Raw genomic sequence first — 19,181 nt, 5'->3', positions numbered from 1 at the left:
GGCCCGCGCAGTATCGCCTCCGGTCGTCAGCGCGGTGAGCCCCGGTGATACCGGCCGGAGTGCCTGCCCGCTCCAGGTCCGGCCTGACGTCACGGCCTCCGGGCGGAGCAGCGGATGTCGGACGCATCACGCCCGGCGCCTTCCTCCACCCGTCCACCCCCGGAGGCTGTTATCCCCCTGCGCGTGGACTCCACCCCGAAGAACCCTTCCCTCCCCGCCCTCGCACGCGAGGCCGCCGAGGCTCCAGCCGCCGCCCGCCGCCAGCTTGAGCGCTGCCGCGACACCTTCACCTACCTGGGCGCCCGCCTGCGCCGCACGCCGCCCCGCTTCGTCGTCACCTGCGCCCGGGGCAGCTCCGACCATGCGGCCGTCTACGGCAAGTACCTCATCGAAACCACGCTGGGCCGCGCCGTGGCCTCGCTGGGCCCCAGCGTCGCGTCCGTCTACAACACGCGCTCCCTGGACCTGCGCGACGCGCTCTTCATCGCCGTGTCCCAATCCGGCCAGAGCCCCGACCTCCTGCGCATGACCGAGGCCGCCCGCGCGGGAGGCGCCGTCGTGCTGGGCTTCATCAACGACGAAGCCTCTCCGTTGGCCGCGCTGTGCGACGTGCGCATCCCGCTGTCCGCCGGCCCCGAGCACAGCGTCGCCGCCACCAAGTCCTATCTGCTCTCCGGGCTCGCCTTCCTCCAGCTCGTCGCGCACTGGTCGGACTCCGCGGAGCTGCATGACGCCGCCCGGCGGTTCCCGGACGCGCTGGAGGCCGCGGGCAAGCTCGACTGGTGGCCGGCGCTCTCAACGCTCAAGGACGCCAACAGCCTTTATGTCGTCGGCCGGGGCAGCGGACTGGGCGCCGCGCTGGAGATGGCCCTCAAGCTCAAGGAGACCTGCCGTCTGCACGCGGAAGCCTTCAGCACCGCGGAGGTCCTCCATGGTCCGCTCGGGCTCGTGCGGCCGGGCTTCCCCGTGCTCGCGCTGGGGCAGGAGGACAACGCCGCGCAAGGCACTCGCGAAGTCGTGCAGCGCATGGTCGAACTGGGCGCGAACGTCCACACCGCCCTGCCCGTCCCCGGCGCGCAGGCCCTGCCCACGCTGCCGGACCTCCCCGCGTCCATCGCGCCGCTCTGCCAGGTGCAGAGCTTCTACTTCGCGGTGCACCAGCTCGCGACGGCGCGAGGCCTGAACCCGGATGCGCCCGCGCACCTGCGCAAGGTCACGGAGACCGTGTGATGACGACCGTCCTCCAGGGCGCACGCGTCTTCACCGGGGACCAGGTCCTCGAAGGTCACGCCATCGTCATCGAGGACGGCACCGTCCGCGCCGTGGTGCCCCAAGCCGGACTCCCCACCGGAGCCACCGTGCACACGCTGCCCGGAGACACGCTCCTGGCTCCCGGCTTCGTGGACGTGCAGGTCAACGGCGCGGGCGGCGTGCTCTTCAACGACACGCCCACCGAGGAGGCAGCGCTCGCCATCGCCTCCGCCATGCGCGCGTGCGGCACCACGGGCCTCTTGCCCACCTTCATCACCGACGACGCCGCCCGCATGCGCGAAGCCTGCGAGGCCGCGCTCACCGCCACCGCGCGCCCGGACAGCGGAGTGCTCGGCATCCACCTGGAAGGCCCCTTCATCAGTCGCGAGCGCGCCGGCGTCCACGTGCCCTCGTTCATCCGCACGCCCGACCCTCGCGACCTCGACTACCTCACCGCCCTGCCCCGCCGCTTCGCCGCGCACGGCGGCCGCGTGTTGATGACGCTCGCTCCCGAGTGCGTGGACGATGCCACCTTGCGCCGCCTCGCCACCTCCGGCGTCGTGCTCAGCGCGGGCCACACCGCTGCCACCAGCGAGCGCACCACCCAGGCTCTAAACGCAGGCGTGCGCGGCTTCACCCACCTGTTCAACGCCATGCCTCCGGTGATGAACCGCCAGCCCGGGCCCGTCGTCGCCGCGCTCACCCATGACGACGCGTGGTGCGGCGTCATCGCGGACGGCGTGCACGTGCACGCGGACAACCTGCGCCTGCTCCTCAAGGTCAAACCGCCGGGCAAGGTGTTCCTCGTCACGGACGCCATGCCGCCCGTCGGCACGCCCGTCACGTCCTTCACCCTTCAGGGACGCACCATCCTGCGCCGCCACGGCCGCCTGGAGACGGAGGACGGCACGCTCGCGGGCGCGGACATCGACCTCACCGCGGCGGTGCGCCACTGCGTCCATGTACTCAACGTGCCCTTGGAGGAAGCGCTGCGCATGGCCTCACTCCATCCCGCCACCTTCATGGGACTGCATGGCCACCGGGGCCGCATCGCCCCCAGCCATCGCGCGGACCTGGTGCTGTTGAACCCAGACCTTTCCGTCCACACCACCTGGGTGGGCGGGCAGGCGAAAAGCATTCACAGCGATTAACCCGGAAAAATGGGTGCGTGACTCCTTCCGCGTGTACCGCAGGCGAGGAGAACACGAATGCGTCGTAGCAAATGGATTGTGGGCCTGGTGGCGTCCGCGCTGACCGTCGCTGGCTGTGGCCAGGAGTCCTTCGCTCCCGAAGCCGAGGGCCCGGGCAGCGTGATGAAGGCACCGCTGGATGCCGCGTGGGCCGTGGGCGTCGCCTATTCAGTGGGAACTCGCGTCACCTTCGAAGGCCGCGTCTATCAATGCCGTCAGGCCCACACGTCCCAGGCGGACTGGACGCCGACGGCCGTGGCGGCGCTGTGGCTGGACCTGGGCCCCGTGACGGGCGGCGGCGACACCACCGCGCCCGTCGTCACCGCGACCAGCAGCAAGACGAGCGTCACCACCGCGGGCTCCATCACCATCTCCGGCAGCGCCACCGACGACACAGGCGTGACGAAGATTGAAATCCTGGAGAACGGCACGCTCGTCGCCACCGCGTCGTCGTTCACCCGAGCGTTCTCCGGCTCCGGGCAGAACGGCACGTACACGTACACCGTGAAGGCCTATGACGCCGCGGGCAACGTGGGCTCGAAGACCGTCACCGTCACCGTCGCCATTCCCTCCACCGGCGACGTCACCGCCCCCGTCGTCACCGCCAACGCCAGCGCGTCGCGCATCACCGCCGCGGGCTCCTTCACCGTCTCCGGCAGCGCCACCGACGACACGGGCGTGACGAAGATCGAAATCCTGGAGAACGGCACGCTCGTGGCCACCGCGTCGTCGTTCACGCGCGCCATCTCCACGTCCGCGCAGAACGGCACGTACACGTACACCGTGAAGGCGTACGACGCCGCCGGCAACGTGGGCACCAAGACCGTGAGCGTCGTGGTGGAGCTGCCCGGCACTCCTCCGGGCGGCAAGAAGATCATCGGCTACTTCACCGCGTGGGGCATCTACGGCCGCAACTACCAGGTGTCCAACGTCCCGGCGTCGAAGCTCACGCACATCAACTACGCCTTCTCCAACATCTCCCCGGACGGCAAGTGCATCCTCGGTGACGCGTTCGCGGACATCGACAAGGGCTTCGGCTACCCCGGCGAGTGGGACCCCGGCGCGCTGCGCGGCAACTTCCGCGCGTTCAAGGAGCTGAAGAAGACGAACCCGAACCTCAAGCTGCTCATCTCCATTGGCGGCTGGTCCTGGTCCAAGTACTTCTCACAGGTCGCCGCCACCGCCGCGTCGCGCACCGCGTTCGTGAAGTCCTGCGTGGACCTGTACGTGAAGGGCCAGTTCCCCGGCGTCACCCCGGCCAACGGCGTGGGCGTGTTCGACGGCATCGACGTGGACTGGGAGTACCCCACCGGCGGCGGCCTGCCGGACAACATCAGCAGCCCCGCGGACAAGGTGAACTACACCCTGCTCATGCAGGAGTTCCGCACCCAGCTGGCCGCCGTGACGGCGCAGACGGGCCAGTCCTACCTGCTCACCATCGCGTCGGGCGCGTCGCCGGACCTGCTCGCCAACAAGCAGGAGACCGTGAAGCTGGCCGGCATCCTCGATTGGATCAACGTGATGTCCTACGACTACCACGGCGCCTTCGAGAGCACGGTCAACTTCCACTCCGCGCTCAACCGCGTGACGGGCGACCCGGGCGCCAACGACGGCTTCTACACCGACGGCTCCATCGCGAAGATGCTCCAGCTGGGCGTGCCCGCCTCCAAGATTGTCCTGGGCGTGCCCTTCTACGGCCGCGGCTGGGGCAACGTGCCCAACGTGAACAACGGCCTGTTCCAGTCCGGCGTCCCCACCAAGGGCACCTGGGATGACGGCCAGTCCGGCCTCACCGGCGTGTTCGACTACAAGGACCTCAAGGCCAACTACGAGCGCGCCGGCTCCGGCTACACGAAGTTCCTCCACCCGGAGAGCAAGCAGGCCTACGTCTACAGCCCGTCCACCAAGGTGTGGGTGGCCTACGACGACCCGGAGAGCCTCGCCGCCAAGTCGGACTACATCCTGGCCAAGGGCCTGGGCGGCGCGATGTTCTGGGAGCTGAGCGGCGACGATGGCGGCCTCGTCAACGCGCTCTACACCAAGCTCCACTGACGTCCGCCCCTCCACGGGGACACACATCGGGGCCGGCACGGGCATCACGCCCGCGCCGGCCCTGTGCGTTTTCGTGCCCCGGCCTTCACGGGCCCACCCCGCCCCACACCGGTCCGGCATAGAGTGGGACGTGAATGGGTTGCCTGCCCGCCGTCCGGGGCCACATGCAGGGGAAGGCCGTGACGGGTCCGCCTGTTCACTGGCGTCATCGCCCCCTGCCTGCCCCCGGGCGCCGTCGAACTTCGAGGAGAACGGATGTCGCGTTTCACATCGCTGGCCGCACTTGTCGTGCTCACCTGCCCCGTGCTGGGGCTCGCGAAGCCGAACGCGGACGACCGGGCCCGCGAGTACGCGGCCGAGGCCGTCAAGGCCGCCAACTCGCCACGCGGCGGCGCCGCACTCCTGCGCATGCACGCGCTGGTGGATGACGTGGAGGACCTCACCCCGCTGGTGAGCACCTACCAGCAGATTGCGTCGCGCCGCACGTCGGACGCGAACACGCGCACCACCGCGCAGCTGCTGCTGATGGACGCGGAGCGCTCGCGCGGCCGGATGGTGCGCGCCAACGAGGTCCGCCAGTGGCTGGGCTTCGTCAACGACTACTACGTCGTGGGCGGCTTCGAGAACGAGGGCAAGGCCGGCTGCGACACGGACTTCGGTCCGGAGGCCGCCAACCTGGACCTCACCGCGCGCTACCCCGGCGCCAAGGGCCACGAGGCCACCTGGCGCAAGCTGTCCGTCACGTCCGCGGACGGCTACGTGGACCTGGCCACCGCCGTGCGCCCCAACAAGGAGTCCGTGGCGTACGCGCTCACCTGGCTGGAAGTGCCCCAGGACACGCGCGTGGCGCTGGGCCTGGGTACCTCCGGCGGCTACCGCCTGTGGGTGAACGGCCAGCTCGCGTCCAAGGAGGACCGCTACAACCTGCCGCGCCCGGACCAGACGCGCGTGTCGGTGAAGCTCAAGAAGGGCCTCAACCGCGTGCTGGTGAAGGTGTGCCAGGAGTCCGGCCCGCTGGGCTTCTACCTGCGCTCGGAGTCCGCGTCTGCCCGCGCCTCGCTGCCCGCCAAGGCCCCCGCCCTGGAGCGCATGCCCGCGCCCGCGCCGCAGCCCCTGCCCACGCTGACCTCCTCGCTGCGCGCGCTGGTGGAGAAGAACCCGGACGACGCGGCCCTGCGCGGCGACTACGCCCAGGTGCTGTCCTTCTTCCGCGCGTATGACGAGCGCGAGCACACCGCCAGCGCCGAGGCCGCGCTCGCCGCGGAGAGCGCCCCCAACGACGCGCGTCTGCAAGTGCTGGCCGCCAACACCCAGACGGACGACCTCAACGAGCGCCGCCGCTTCCTGGAGGCCGCCGTGAAGGCGGACCCCACCTACGCCCCGGCGCGCCTGGCGCTGGCGGACCATGAGATGGACCGCGGCCACCCGGAGCGCGTGCAGCCGATGCTCGCCCCCATCCTGGAGGTGGAGGACGGCCGCAACGTGCCGGGCGCGCGCCTCCTGCTCGCCCGCGCGGCGGAGGCCCTGGGCGAGCGTGCCCGGGCGCACGCACTGATCGAGGAGGCCTTCCGTCAGCAGCCTCGCGTGCCCCGCGTGGTGCGCGTGGCCGCCGCGGCGTCCCGTCAACTGGGCCGCAACCAGGAGGCCATGGACCGCATGCGCGTGGTGCTGGCGCTGCGCTACGACGACTCCAACACCCGCCGCCAGCTGGCTTCCATGCTCGCGGACGCGGGCAAGGTGGACGCCGCCGAGCGCGAGTACGCGAAGCTCACCGACCTGAACCCCTTCGACAACGGCAGCCGCGTGCGGCTGGCGGAGCTGAAGGCCGCCAACGGCGCCGCGGAGGAGGCCACCATCCTCTTCACCGAGGCCAAGGCGCTCTCTCCGGATGAGCCGGAAGTGTACGAGCGCGAGGGCCGCGCGCTGCTCGCCGCCGGTCAGCGTGAGCCCGCCCTGGCCGCCTTCGAGAAGTCGCTGGTGCTGCGCCCGCAGAACCCCGGCCTCAAGGAGGCCCTGCGCACGCTCAAGGGTGAGTCCGAGAGCGCGGGCACCCAGTACCTGGTGGACTCGAAGCCCCTGTCCAAGGAGGCCGAGGGCTACATGAACGAGGACGCCCTGTACCTCGTGGACAACACCTACGTGCGCGTGCAGAAGAGCGGCCTGTCCAGCCGCATGCAGCAGATGGCGGTGCGCGTGTACAACCAGCGCGGCGTGGACGCGTTCCGCAGCGTCCCCATCACCTACTCACCGGACCGCCAGGAGGTGCGCGTGCTGCGCGCCCGCGTGACGAAGCCGGACGGCTCCGTGGTGGACAGCTACGGCGACGCGGACCGCAACATCAACGAGCCGTGGACGGGCATGTACTACGACGCCCGCGCGCGCATCCTGTCGTTCCCGTCGCTGGCCGCCGGTGACACGCTGGAGCTCACCTACCGCCTGGACGACACCGCGCAGGACAACCTGCTGTCGGACTACTGGGGCGACGTGGAGAGCGTGCAGGGCGTCTACCCGAAGGTGCGCTTCCAGTACGTCGTGGACATGCCCAAGGAGCGGCCGCTGTACTGGAACAAGAGCCGCCTGGCCGGCGTGGACCAGCAGCAGGAGTCCCCCGAGTCCGGTCGCACCGTGTACCGCTTCGGCGCGAAGCACGTCTCCAAGGTGGTGCCGGAGCCGGGCATGCCGGGCTGGGCGGAGGTCGCCCAGAACCTGCACATCTCCACGTACAAGACGTGGGACCAGGTGGGCCACTACTGGTGGGGCCTGGTGCGCGACCAACTCCAGCCCAACGCGGAGCTGAAGACCACCGTGGACCAGGTGCTCACCGGCGTGGACCGCAAGGACCAGCTGGCCGTCGTGCGCGCCATCTACTCCTTCGTCGTCACCAACACCCGCTACGTGGCGCTGGAGTTCGGCATCCACGGCTTCAAGCCGTATCGCGTGGACCGCGTGCTGGCGCGCCGCTTCGGCGACTGCAAGGACAAGGCGAGCCTCATCCACTCCATGCTGAAGGTGGCGGGCGTGGACAGCCGGCTGGTGCTGCTGCGCATGCGCAACCTGGGCGCGCTGGACGCGGAGCCCGCGTCGCTGGCGGCCTTCAACCACGCCATCGCGTACGTGCCGAAGTTCGACCTGTACCTGGACGGCACGGCGGAGTTCCACGGCGCCAAGGAGCTCCCCAGCGCGGACCGCGTGGCCAACGTGCTGGTGGTGGACCCCAACGGGACGAGCAACTTCCTCACCACGCCGGAGGCCAAGGCGGAGGACAACAAGACGACGCTGGCCATGGACGTGGCGCTGCGGCCTGACGGCGGCGCGGACGTGAAGGGCCAGAGCAGCGTGTCCGGCCAGTCCGCGCCGGACTACCGCCGCGCCTACCGCCCGGAGTCCACGCGCAAGTCCACCTTCGAGCGCGCCTGGGCGCAGAGCTTCCCCGGCCTCACCGTGCGCGAGGTGAAGCTCAGCGACACCACCCGCCTGGATGACGACGTGACGCTGGACTTCAACATGGGCATCCCGCGCTACGCGGAGGTGCTGCCCGGCGGCAGCCTGCGCTTCCTGCCCTTCGGCACGGGGCGCACCTACCAGCAGGCGTACGCGTCGCTCGCCGAGCGCCGCTTCGACCTGGTGATGTCCAGCCCCTGGGTGAACACCTTCAAGCTGCGCTACACGCTGCCCGGCGGCTACACCGTGGCGGAGATGCCGCAGGCGGTGGAGGAGACCACCCAGTTCGGCCGCGTGAAGCTCAGCTACCGCGTGGAGAACGGCGCGCTCATCGCCGACGGCGAGGTGGCCCTCTCCGTCGCCCGCATCAAGGCGGACGAGTACCCCCAGTTCCGTGAGTTCCTGGGCCGGGTGGACCGCGCCTTCGGCCGCCGCATCATGCTGCAGGGGCCGGGGCAGAAGACGGCTTCGCGGTAATCGCGGACACTCGCGGCGCCTGCCTGGTGTCGCATGAGCACGGAGGGCTTGACCCGGACGCGGCCCTCCGTGCTTAAGCAGATGCATGCACCCTGCACGCGCGCTCGTCCTTGGCTGCCTGCTGGTGGCGACGGTCGCCACCGCCGCCACCCCCGTCGTCCAGCTCCCCGAAGGTGGCCGGGCGGTGGAGGTCATCCCCAAGGGCGTGCTGTGCGGCCCGGTGCGCGGCGGCTGGGTGCTGGAGGGCCGCACGCTCAAGCCGCCCACACGCGCGGATGACGCCAGCCGCACGCTGGAGCTGAAGGTCGCCGCGGACGAGGCCTCCTGCGCCACGGCCACCGACACCGTGGTGGTGGTGGCCACCGGGCCCTTCCCGCGCATCGACAGCGCCGCCACCACGTTCTACCCGGACGACGGGCGCCTGGAGCTCAAGGGCACTGGCCTGAAGAACGTGGCCATCGCCTGGTCCGGGACACCCCGGGGCGTGGATCCGAAGACGGCCTCCGTGGACGGCCAGGACTTCTGCCTGGAGCCCAACGCCCCCAACGAGTGCGCCGTCCCGCTGACGCCCGGCCTGCCCACGGACGCGACGCTGTCGTGGGTCCCCGCCTACGGCCGCAGGGGCGCGGGTGTATCGACGTACGACGCCAACGGTCGCTTCCTGGACGACGAATACTTCCGCCTGCGCCCCGGCCGCACCGTGCTCACGCGGCCCCTGGTGCAGTCCTCCGGCGTGGACCTGTCCAAGGGCCCCGGCTACGCGGCGGTGACGCACTCGGAGGCCATCGCGTCCGTGGACTGCGGCACCGCGCGCTGCGAGGTGACCGAGGGCGCCGTGTCCATCCGCAACGTGCCGGGGTTGAACCCCACGGTGTCCTTGCGCCTGCGGCTGGTGCCGCGCGTGTTCTTCGCGAAGGGCGACGCGCTGGAGACGTCCTTCTCCGAGACGCTGCCCGTGCTCGCGTGCCCCATCACCGCGGTGGAGGGCACGGTGCTGCGCGACGCGGAGGACTCTGGCCTGGTGATGCGCCTGGACCCGGCCTGCGCGCACGACCCGCGCGGCCTGTTGTGGACGGTGAACGGCGCGCGCGTGCGGGTGGAGCGCGTGGTGAAGGCGCAGGACGGCACCTACGTGCTCCTGCGCACCAGCGGCACCAACGAGCCGCAGGTGACCGTCACCGCCATCACGTCACGCGTGGACGGCACGGTGGTGGCGTCGGAGACGGCGGACACGAAGCCCGTGCCGGACCCGCGCGCGACGCTGGAATTGCCCGGCCACGGCAGCATCGACTTCGTGCCCACCAACCGCCCGGCGGAGGTGACGGTGGCGTCCAACGGCGGCCTGGGCCGCTTCGTGCTGCGCCCGCTGGGCGGCGCGTACACCGTGACGATGCGAGAAACCACCACGCTCATCCAGGGCGAGGCCACCGCCGGCGGCTTCGTGTCGCTGCGCTTCGCCTACCGGCTGCCCACGCTGCCCGCGGAGCTGGCCACGTCCGACCTGTTCGTCACCAACGAGCGCGTGCAGCGCGCGGTGCGTGAAGCCAGCGTGCCCACCAACGTGGAGAATCTGGTGGAGTTCATCTGCGCGGATAAAGAGGGCAACGACGAGAAGCTCGCGCCCAGCCGTCCACACCGGCTGGAGTACGGCATGCGCAACACCTGCCGCGTCATCATCCACCGCGAGCGCCTCACGCTGGAGGAGGGCAACCAGGAAATCACCCTGCGCATCACCGTGACGAAGTCCGACAACTCCGTCCGGGGCGAGAGCAGCGTGGACCAGCGCCTGTTCCTGCGGCCCAAGGGTGAGATGCGCGTCATCCCCGTGCAGGGCAACCTGGGCCAGTACGACCGCATCCTCGTGCAGGTGGCGCACGTCGCGGATGAGTCCCGCTACGCCCTCTCCACGGTGGACCGCACGGGCCTGCCGTCCGCGCAGTGGACCGCCATCGTGCGCGGCGGAATGTTCCGCCTCTACACCATGGCCACCATTCCCGCGGGCCTCTACCGCGCGACGCAGCCCACGGGACAGCTGGCCATCAACTTCGGCGTGCTGTCGCGCCTGGCGCTGCTCAACAACGAGGGCCAGGAGCGCCTGCTGGGCATCGAGATGGGCCTGATGGGCCTGGGCCTGGTGCCGCAGTCCGGGGACATCCAGTTCCCGCCCACGCTGGCGGCCGTGCTGGGCCTGGGCCTGCGCGTGCCCATTGGCCCGGGCGCGGCGGTGGGTGCCAACGCATGGATTGCCCGCGAGTTCCGGGGCGACATCACCCGGCGCACCAGCGGCGACCCCACCACCGACACCGTGGTGCCCTCCAGCAAGTGGTCCTTCATCTTCGGACCCAGCATCTCCGTGGGCAACGTGGGCTTCAATCTCTGAAGCCCACGGGCCGCCCCGCGGCTACTTCCCGAGCAGCGCCTTCAGGAACCGCCGCACCTCCGGCGGCCCCTCCACGCGGTACGCCGCGCACGTGTGCTTGTTGCCCGCGTGCACGGTGATGCCGCCCGGGGGCACCGCGGCGAAGAGGTCCTCGTCGGTGACGTCGTCGCCCAGGGCCACCACGCGCACGTCCGGCGCCTCCTGCTTCAGCACCTCTGGCACCACGCGGCCCTTGTTGACGCCCCGGGGCCGCACCTCCACCACCCGGTCGCCGGGCAGGATGTGCATGGGCTCCTGGGAGAACTTCTCGTAGAGCAGCAGGCGCAGCTCGCGCGCCTGGAGCGCTCCGAACTCCGCGTCCACCTTGCGGTAGTGCCACGCGAGCGACGCCGTCTTCTCCTCCACGAACGAGCCCGTCACCCGCGCCGCGAACGCGTCCAGCACGGGCTTCACCTTTGGCTTCCACTCGAAGGACACGCCCGGCAGCGCCTGCCACGGCTGGCCCCGCCGCATGCGCGACCACAGGCCGTGCTCCGCGTGCAACCCCACGGGCAGCTCACCGAACCACGCATCCAGCGTCTCGCGCGGGCGGCCGCTCACGATGTGCACGGAGATATCCGGCCGGGCGCACAGCTCCTGGAGCAGCGTCATCAACTCCGCGTCCGGCGCGGCCAGCTCCGGCATGGAAGCGAAGCCCACGAGCGTGCCGTCGTAGTCCAGGAACAGCACCTTGCGGCCCGGCCCCTTCAGCTTGTCCAACGCGAGCATGCCGTCCGGCAGCGGCGGCTTCTCCGCCACCGAGGGCAGCCCCTGGAGCCGGTCCAGGAAGCTGGCCACCCACCAGTGCACGTCTCGCGCCTTCACGCCCGCGCGCAGGTTGCGCATGCGCTCCTGGCGCTCGGGCCTGGGCATCTCCAGCGCCTGTTCGATGGCGTCCGCCATGCCCTCCACGTCGTAGGGGTTCACCAGCAGCGCGTCGCGCATCTCCGCCGCCGCGCCCGCGAACTCGCTGAGCACCAGCACGCCGTCGTCGTCCGGGCGGGCCGCGCAGAACTCCTTGGCCACCAGGTTCATGCCGTCGCGCACGGGCGTCACCAGCATCACGTCCGCGCCACGGTAGAGGCTCACCAGCTGCTTCTCGTTGAGCGAGCGGTAGAGGTAGTGCACGGGCGTGCTGTGCACGGTGCCGTAGAGGCCGTTGATGCGGCCCACCAGCTCGTCCACCGTCTCGCGGTATTCGGCGTAGGCCTGCACCTGCGTGCGGCTGGGCACGGCCACCTGGATGAAGCGCAGGCGCCCGCGCAGGGCCGGCTCCCGCTCCAGCACGCGCTGCACCGCGAGCAGGCGCCGGGGAATGCCCTTGGTGTAGTCCAGCCGGTCGATGCCCACGAGCAGCCGCTCGTCACGCGAGCGCTCGTGCAGGACCTTCACCTCGTCCATGACGGCGGGCTCGCGCGCCAGCGTCTCGAAGGCGGTGGCGTCGATGCCCATGGGGAAGGCGCCCACGCGCACCTCGCGCCCCTGGAAGAGGACGCGGTCGACGTCCGTGTCCAGCCCCAGGTGCCGCAGCAGCGTGCCGGAGAAGTGCCGCACGTAGCTCACCGCGTGGAAGCCGATGAGGTCCGCGCCCAAGAGGCCCCGGAGCAGCTCCCCGCGCCGGGGCAGCGTGCTGAAGATTTCGGACGACGGGAACGGGATGTGGTGGAAGTAGCCGATGCGCGCGTGCGGCAGGCGCGCTCTCAACATCCCGGGCACCAGCATGAGCTGGTAGTCGTGCACCCAGATGGTGTCGCCCGGCTGATAGTGCTTCGCGGCCAGGTCGGCGAAGCGCTCGTTCGCCTTGCGGTAGGCGTCCCAGTCCCGGTCCTGCCGGGGGACGCGGTCCAGCATGTAGTGACACAGCGGCCAGAGCACCCGGTTGGAGTAGCCCTCGTAGAAGCGGCTGACCTCGCTGGCGGACAGGTACAGCGGCACGCAGCGCAGGTCCGCCAGCTGCTTCTCCACCTGCGCGCGCTGGGCGTCCGTCAGCCTTGAGACATCCCCGGGCCAGCCAATCCACATGCCTCCGGAGCGCTCGTGCGGGCGGCTGAGCCCGGTGGCGAGCCCCCCGGCGCTGCGCACCACGGAGACGACATCCTTCTCCGCCTTGACGGTGACGGGAAGACGGTTCGAAACGAGCAGGAGTCGAGCCATAGACCCACTAGCTCTATTCACCTCCTCCGGGAATGGCTACCACCTTGTGCGCCTGGCTGACGTTTGAGGCCCCCTGGCCCGCCCGTGCCCAGCCGAGCCGCACCAGCAGCGCGGGCTCCCTGCCGGCCTTCCAGATGAAGGCGTCCAACACGTAGTGCGTGGCCTGCGGCAGCGCAAGCAGCGGCACCACGAGCGCCAGCACATCCGCCTCCAGCGCGGGGCCACTGTCGCCGAACAATACCGGACGGTCGTGCCACACCAGCACGTCCCACAACCCCTCTTCCAAGAGCGCCAGGCCCGCGAGGAACAGCAGGAAGCCCGGCAGCCCCGCACGCAGGAGCACGCCCAAATCGCCGAAGCCCCCTTCCGCGTGGCGCCCGCGCGCGTAGCGGAACAGCAGCGCGAAGTACGGCACGCCGTGCAGCACCACGTTCATCACCGTGAACGCGAAGTCGTCCCGCGCGAGCACGATGCCGCCGAACCACGCCACCCACGTGGCCACGACCAGCAGCACCTTGCCGGCCTGCACGCCTTCGCCCCGCGCGATGCGCAAGCACTGGAAGCCCGCCCACAGCGTGAGCACCGCCGCGTGCGCGCCCAGCGCCGCGGTGCCCATCCACGGCGGGAGGCCGGAGATGAAGTCGTTCTCCACGAACCACCAGAAGGAGCGAGGCAGGTTCGCGTGCCACCACACGACGGGGCCCAGCGTGGCGGCGTAGACGGCCGCGGCATCCAGGCGCCGCTCGAAGGCGGACGCGCGCGCCTTGCGGTCGTAGAGCGCCACCCAGCCGTACTGCTGGCGGATGAAGTGGAACAGCGCCACGTACGCGAACAGGCTCCAGAACGTTCCGGGAGACACCATGTACGCGAAGACGCCCGCCGTGTACGCGGCGAGCGGCGCGCCCACGTAGAGGCCCGGGCGGCGCGACACCTCCTCGCCGTCCAGGTACGTGCGGAACAGCGTGGACCAGACGTGCGCCACGTCCACGCCCACCACGAACAGGAGCCACGCCCACGCGGGCGTGTCCCCCACCGCCCCCAGCCACGGCGAGGCCAGCACGAAGGCCACGGACACGAGCGCGCTGCCGGCGAACACGGAGAGGTCCACGCCACGGCCGAACAGCCAGGCCTGCGCGGGCGAGAGGAGACGGGGCATCGAGACCGGGAGATTAGCGCACTCTCCGGTCCTCCCTGGTCCTGGCGCACCCACTTGATTTACACAATATCCAGACAATCCTCTCCATCTGAGCAGTCATTGAGGCGCAAGCAGCGCGCGGCCACGACGGCGAGTGCGTGTCATTCCGTGCAGGCGATTCGTTAGGGTTTGCACCCCGCGCCCTCCTCTCCACCGGCTCCCGTCTGGACGGACGCGCTCCCACGCCCATGCGCAATGCCTCACCGGTTCCGGCCCGCTGGAACGCGACGTCCTCCACGCTGCTCTGCCTGCTCCTCGCCTCACTTCCCGCCCTGGGCGCCGAGCGCGCCTTGCCCTGGGAAGGGCCGGCCTTCACGGCTTCCGCCTCCGCCATGGCCACCAGCGCCGCGAAGCTGCCCGCGCCGGCGGGGGGCGGTGACGTGGAGGTCCTGCTGCGGGAAGGGAACTACCAGGAGCTGGGGCCCCACCGCTGGCGCACCACCCACCGCAACGTCTTCCGCATCCTCACCGCCGCGGGCGTGCGCCAGTGGGCCGAGGCCCGCGCCGAGTGGTCCCCCTGGCGCCAGCAGCGCCCCGTCCTCCGCGCCCGCGTCATCACGCCGGATGGGAAGGAGCACCCGCTGGATGAAGGGACGTTGCACGACGCGCCCGTGGAGGACGCGGCGCCTGACGTCTACAGCGACACCCGCGCGTTGCGCGCGCCGCTGCCCTCGCTCCGGCCCGGCAGCATCGTGGAGGTGGAATCGGTGGTGGAGGACACGCAAGCGTTCTTCGACGCGGGCGTCGTCACGCACTTCTACTTCGCCAGCCCTGTGCCCGTGCGCAAGGTGCGCCTGGCCATCGACGTGGCCCCCAGCACCCAGCTCGCGCTGCGCGTCCAGGGGCTGCCGCTGGAGCCGCTGCCGCAGCACCAGTCCGACCGCAAGCGGCTGAGCTTCGAGGGCGGCCCCTACGCCGCCGTGACGGCGCTGGAAGCGGACATGCCCGCGGCCCAGGCCTTCCAGCCGCACGTGGCCTTCTCCACGGGCCGCTCCTGGAACGAGGTGGCCCGGGCCTATGACACCATCGTCGAGGAACAGCTGGATGGCTCGTCGCTCCAGGCCCGGGCCCGCGCGCTCGCGAAGGGCTCCAAGGACCGTCGCGTCGTGGCGCAGCGGCTGCTGGAGGAGGTGCGGGAGTCGGTGCGCTACACGGGCCTGGAGTTCGGCGCCGCCGCCATCATTCCCGCTCCGCCGAAGCAGGTGCTCGCGCGCCAGTACGGCGACTGCAAGGAGATGTCCACGCTGCTCGTGGGCCTGCTGCGCGGCGCGGGCATCCCCGCCCACGTGGCGTTGGTGCGCTCCGGGCGCGAGGACGTGCCTGAGCTTCCGGGCATGGGCTTCTTCAATCACGCCATCGTCCACGTTCCCGGGGCGCCCGCCCTGTGGATCGACCCCACGGATCCAGGCGCGGAGGCCGGGATGCTCGCCCCGGAGCTTCAGGGACGTCACGCGCTGGTGGCCGCGCAGGACACCCAGGGGCTCACCGTCATCGACGAGGCGCCCCCTTCGGCGAACACCGCCCTCTTCACCCGCACCGTGGAGCTGTCCGACGAGGGCCCGGCCCGCGTGAAGGAGACGCGCGAGCTGTCGGGCTCGCTGGCGGTGCAGTACCGCCGCCTGCTGCGCGCGGTGCGCCCGGACGACCTGCGCCGCAACCTGGAGGCGCTCGCCACCGCGCAGTACCAGGGCACCCTGGAGGACCTGAAGCACACGTCGCTGGAGGAGGGCACCGGCCCCTTCCGGCTGGAGCTGGACGTCGCGTCCGCGCGCTTCGCCACCACGGGCTGGCGCGGCGTGCGCGTCCCCCTGCGGCTCGACTCGCCCCTGGCCTGGCTGCCGGACTCACTGGACGACGTGCGGGAGCTGCTGCCGGACGAGCTGGGCCGCAAGCCCGCCCTGCCCTCGAAGCGCAAGGCGGACCTGGTGCTCCCGGTGGCCTACCGCGCGGAGGTGCGCTACCGCCTGCGCCCGCCCCAGGGCTTCGGCGTGCGGACCGTCCCCCGCGACGAGACGCTGTCCCTGGGGCCCGCGACGCTCGCGCTGGCCTACACGCGCGAGTCCGACGGCGGCCTCAGCGCCACCTTCCGCTTCGACACCGTGAAGCGCCGCTACACGCCGGACGAGGTGACGGCCTTCCGCACGGCGCTGGCCACGTTCGCGCACCGGGCACCGATGGAGGTGGAGTTCGAGGACCGGGGCGCCCGGCTGGTGGAGGCGGGGCGGGTGAAGGACGGCCTGGACCTCTACGAGAAGCGGCTCACCTCGCGCGCGGAGTCGGCGCAGGTGCGCGCGCGCTACGCCGGCACGCTCTTGCGGTTGGGCTTTGGCGAGCAGGCCCGCATCGAGGCGCGCCGGGCCGTGGAGCAGCGGCCGTCCTCGCCGCTGGTCCACCACGTGCTCGCGTGGGTCCTGCAGCATGACCCGCAGGGCCAGCCGATGCTGCCGGGCGCGGACCTGGAGGGCGCGGTGGCGGCGTGCCGCAAGGCCATCGCGCTGGAGCCGGACAACATCTCCGCGAACGTGCTCCTGGCGGACCTGCTGGAGCACAACCGCGAGGGCGAGCGCTTCGGCCGGGGCGCGCCTCTCGCCGAGGCGGTGGCCACCTGGCGCCACCTGCGCGATGACCTGCACGCCCAGGACGTGGACGACCGGCTCATCGCGGCCCTGTTCCGCTCGGGCGCCACCGCCGAGGCGCTGGAGGCCGCGCGCAAGGCCGCGCCCTCCGACCTGCGGACGAAGGTGCTGGTGATGACCACGGCGGAACGCCAGGGCATCCCGGAGGCCATCGCGGCGGCGGACCTCGAGTTCGAGGGGCCGGACGCGCGCCGCCAGGCGCTGGCGCTCGCGGGCAACCACCTGCTCACGCGGGGCCGGGCCGGTGACGCGGTGAAGCTCTTCGAGGCGGCGCTCAAGGGCGCCTACGACCCGGACCGCCAGTTCCAGCTGGAGCTGGCGAAGAACGCCCGCGACGGCAAGAACGCGAAGGAGGAGAAGGGGCCGGAGGCGCTGGTGCGCCGCATCGTCAAGGCGGCCTGGACGGCACGCGACGCGAAGGACTTCAAGGCCACCATCCGCCCCTTGCTGTCCAACCGCGACCGCGAGGACAGCACGCTGGACCGCAAGCTGGAGCTGCTCCAGGCCCAGGCCTCGCGCTTCTCACGGACCTCCCTGGACACCGTGGGCGAGTCCTCCATGGCGGACCTCGCGGTGGCCGCGCTCGACCTCAAGGTGGAGGGACAGGAGAAGATCGGCTACCGGGTGCGGCTGAAGTTCCTGCTGGGCGCGCAGGTGTACGAGGACGCCTGGTACATCGTGAATGAGAGCAACCAGCTGCGCCTGCTGGGCTCGGTGACGGATCCGCGCCCGCTGGGAGCGGAGGCGCTGCGATGGCTGGATGCCGGCAAGCTCAAGCAGGCCCTGGTGTGGATTGAATGGGCCGTGGCGGACACCCGCGCGGTGGAGCCGACGGGCCTGTCCCCCCTGGCCTCCTTCGCGAACACGCTGCGGGGCTTCTCCGGCGCGGAGGGCGTGACGCACCTGCGCGCCGCATGCGCCTACCTGGGCGCGAGCACGGGTGACGCGCGCGTGCTCGCCGCGCTGCGGGCCCAGGCGCAGTACGCGTCGGGTCAGGAGCGGCACCGGCTGATGCTGGCGCTGGCGGTGGCCACGCGGGCGAACGGCCAGAGCCCGAACGCCGAGGTCATCCTGGACGAGGTGCGCTCGGACGTACCGCAATCCGCGGATGCCTTCTGGCTCAAGCGCGAGATGCTTTCGGAGAGCGGCCGGTGGGCGGAGCTGCGCCAGGTGTCCGAGAGCCGGCTCGGGCTGCTGCACACGGACAGCCTGGGCTTCGAGTCCCTGATGCTGGCCTCCCTGAACCTGGGCAACTGGGAGAGGCTGGACGAAGCCACGCGCGAGCTGATGGACCTGGGAGGCGGGGGGGCTGACGCGTACCGGACCCTGGCCTGGGCGGCGCTGTACCGCGGCCGGGTGAGGCCCGAGGACATCGCGTGGGCCCAGAAGGCCGTGCGCCTGGGCGCGGAAGGAGACACGACGCCCACCGCCCTGCTCGCGGCGCTGCTGGCGGAGTCCGGCAAGCTGGTGGAGGCACGAAAGCTGGTGGACGACGCCATGGACCTGGGCGGCGCTGACACGCCGACGAACGCGGGCCTGCTCTACGTGAAGGCCCGGCTCGCGGAGTCCTTCGGGCTGACGGAAGCGGCTCGGGGGCTCTATCGCGCGGTCCCCCGCGACGACACATCCGACTCGCGCTCGTTCCACCGGCTGGCGCAGACCCGTCTCAATCGCCGGTGAGCGGCCCTGCGGTTTTCCACATGGGTCCACAATCACCGGATGCTTGCTGCCTGATCAGAAAATGCGACCGGCAGCGGCGCTGGCGGACAGCCGCCGTGGAATCTTCCTGAGACAAAGGGGCGGTTTAAAGACAACAACCCGACACGTGAGACTAACTTGCAAGGTTTTCCTTCCTGGGCGTTATCATGGTTGAAGACACACAGACGCAGGGCTGAGCGAGGAGGCTGTCATGTCCGGAACGGCGATGATGAATGGACTGGTTCACACCTCGGACCTCGAGTGGAAGCCGCTCGGGCCTGGAACGTCCTACCGCCTGCTGCGCGTGAGCGCGGAGACGGGTGTGTGGAGCGCCATCCTGAAGATGGAGAAGGGCGCCGTCTTCGCGCCGCACAAGCACCTGGGCCCGGCGGAGATCTTCATCCTCTCCGGCTCGACGCAGGACCGCCTGGGCATCACCCGCGCGGGCGACTACGAGTTCGAGCCGCTGGGCGCCGAGCACCCCGCCACCACCGCGCTGGAGGAGTCGCTCGTGCACTTCACCGCGCACGGCCCCATCGCGTTCCATGACGACAAGGGCCGCATCGTGATGCTGCTCGACTCGGAGTTCTTCCTGAAGGCGCAGGCCGAGGAGCCGCAGTACAGCATCAAGAAGGCGGCCTGACGCACCGCAGGGCTGTGTTTCACAC

The 19,181-nt window shown here is 71.0% G+C and carries 9 protein-coding genes; 7 read left to right on the top strand and 2 right to left on the bottom strand.

The features are described 5' to 3' along the window. The first annotated feature begins 183 nt into the window (after positions 1-183). From D7X99_RS20490 to D7X99_RS20470, 5 genes are all read left to right on the top strand, one after another. A complete protein-coding gene (locus D7X99_RS20490; RefSeq protein ID WP_233613565.1) occupies positions 184-1,230 on the top strand; it encodes an SIS domain-containing protein in 1,047 nt (348 codons plus the stop codon). Continuing rightward, positions 1,230-2,402 carry an N-acetylglucosamine-6-phosphate deacetylase gene (gene nagA, locus D7X99_RS20485; RefSeq protein ID WP_121779254.1) on the top strand — a complete coding sequence of 391 codons (1,173 nt, stop codon included), beginning with the start codon at positions 1,230-1,232 and terminating at the stop codon, positions 2,400-2,402. Before D7X99_RS20490 ends, nagA begins: the two co-directional genes overlap by 1 nt. Before the next feature lie 57 nt (positions 2,403-2,459). Next, positions 2,460-4,493, top strand: a complete 2,034-nt coding sequence (locus tag D7X99_RS20480) for a glycosyl hydrolase family 18 protein (protein ID WP_121779253.1) — start codon at positions 2,460-2,462, stop codon at positions 4,491-4,493. A 255-nt stretch (positions 4,494-4,748) separates the two neighbouring features. Beyond that, the gene (locus D7X99_RS20475) at positions 4,749-8,411 is read left to right on the top strand and encodes a DUF3857 domain-containing protein (RefSeq protein WP_121779252.1); all 3,663 of its coding nucleotides are present in this window, start codon (positions 4,749-4,751) and stop codon (positions 8,409-8,411) included. Between the two features lie 85 nt (positions 8,412-8,496). Continuing rightward, positions 8,497-10,791, top strand: a complete 2,295-nt coding sequence (locus tag D7X99_RS20470; RefSeq protein ID WP_169831108.1) for a hypothetical protein — start codon at positions 8,497-8,499, stop codon at positions 10,789-10,791. Between the two features lie 21 nt (positions 10,792-10,812). On the opposite strand, the gene D7X99_RS20465 is transcribed toward D7X99_RS20470, so the two are convergent. Then, positions 10,813-12,984 (bottom strand): bifunctional alpha,alpha-trehalose-phosphate synthase (UDP-forming)/trehalose-phosphatase, encoded by a 2,172-nt coding sequence (locus D7X99_RS20465; RefSeq protein ID WP_121779251.1) that lies wholly within the window; start codon positions 12,982-12,984, stop codon positions 10,813-10,815. Positions 12,985-12,997: 13 nt separating this feature from the next. Next, entirely contained in the window at positions 12,998-14,140 is a 1,143-nt protein-coding gene (locus D7X99_RS20460) for a hypothetical protein (RefSeq protein WP_121779250.1), read from the bottom strand. Between the two features lie 227 nt (positions 14,141-14,367). On the opposite strand from D7X99_RS20460, the gene D7X99_RS20455 reads away from it, so the two are divergent. Continuing rightward, a complete protein-coding gene (locus D7X99_RS20455; protein WP_121779249.1) occupies positions 14,368-18,495 on the top strand; it encodes a DUF3857 domain-containing protein in 4,128 nt (1,375 codons plus the stop codon). A 229-nt stretch (positions 18,496-18,724) separates the two neighbouring features. Beyond that, positions 18,725-19,156 (top strand): cupin domain-containing protein, encoded by a 432-nt coding sequence (locus D7X99_RS20450; protein WP_121779248.1) that lies wholly within the window; start codon positions 18,725-18,727, stop codon positions 19,154-19,156. The last annotated feature ends 25 nt before the right edge of the window (positions 19,157-19,181 follow it).

Origin of the sequence: Corallococcus sp. AB032C, assembly GCF_003668935.1 — a bacterium.
Taxonomy (GTDB): Bacteria; Myxococcota; Myxococcia; order Myxococcales; family Myxococcaceae; genus Corallococcus; species Corallococcus exiguus.
Note: the sequence above shows the minus strand (reverse complement) of the source record. Positions and strands in the feature narration are given on the sequence as shown.

Coding starts and splice junctions, on each gene's coding strand:
- nagA (WP_121779254.1), top strand. CDS start 1,230: ATGACGACCGTCCTCCAGGGCGCACGCGTCTTCACCGGGGACCAGGTC.
- D7X99_RS20480 (WP_121779253.1), top strand. CDS start 2,460: ATGCGTCGTAGCAAATGGATTGTGGGCCTGGTGGCGTCCGCGCTGACC.
- D7X99_RS20475 (WP_121779252.1), top strand. CDS start 4,749: ATGTCGCGTTTCACATCGCTGGCCGCACTTGTCGTGCTCACCTGCCCC.
- D7X99_RS20470 (WP_169831108.1), top strand. CDS start 8,497: ATGCACCCTGCACGCGCGCTCGTCCTTGGCTGCCTGCTGGTGGCGACG.
- D7X99_RS20465 (WP_121779251.1), bottom strand. CDS start 12,984: ATGGCTCGACTCCTGCTCGTTTCGAACCGTCTTCCCGTCACCGTCAAG.
- D7X99_RS20460 (WP_121779250.1), bottom strand. CDS start 14,140: ATGCCCCGTCTCCTCTCGCCCGCGCAGGCCTGGCTGTTCGGCCGTGGC.
- D7X99_RS20455 (WP_121779249.1), top strand. CDS start 14,368: ATGCGCAATGCCTCACCGGTTCCGGCCCGCTGGAACGCGACGTCCTCC.
- D7X99_RS20450 (WP_121779248.1), top strand. CDS start 18,725: ATGTCCGGAACGGCGATGATGAATGGACTGGTTCACACCTCGGACCTC.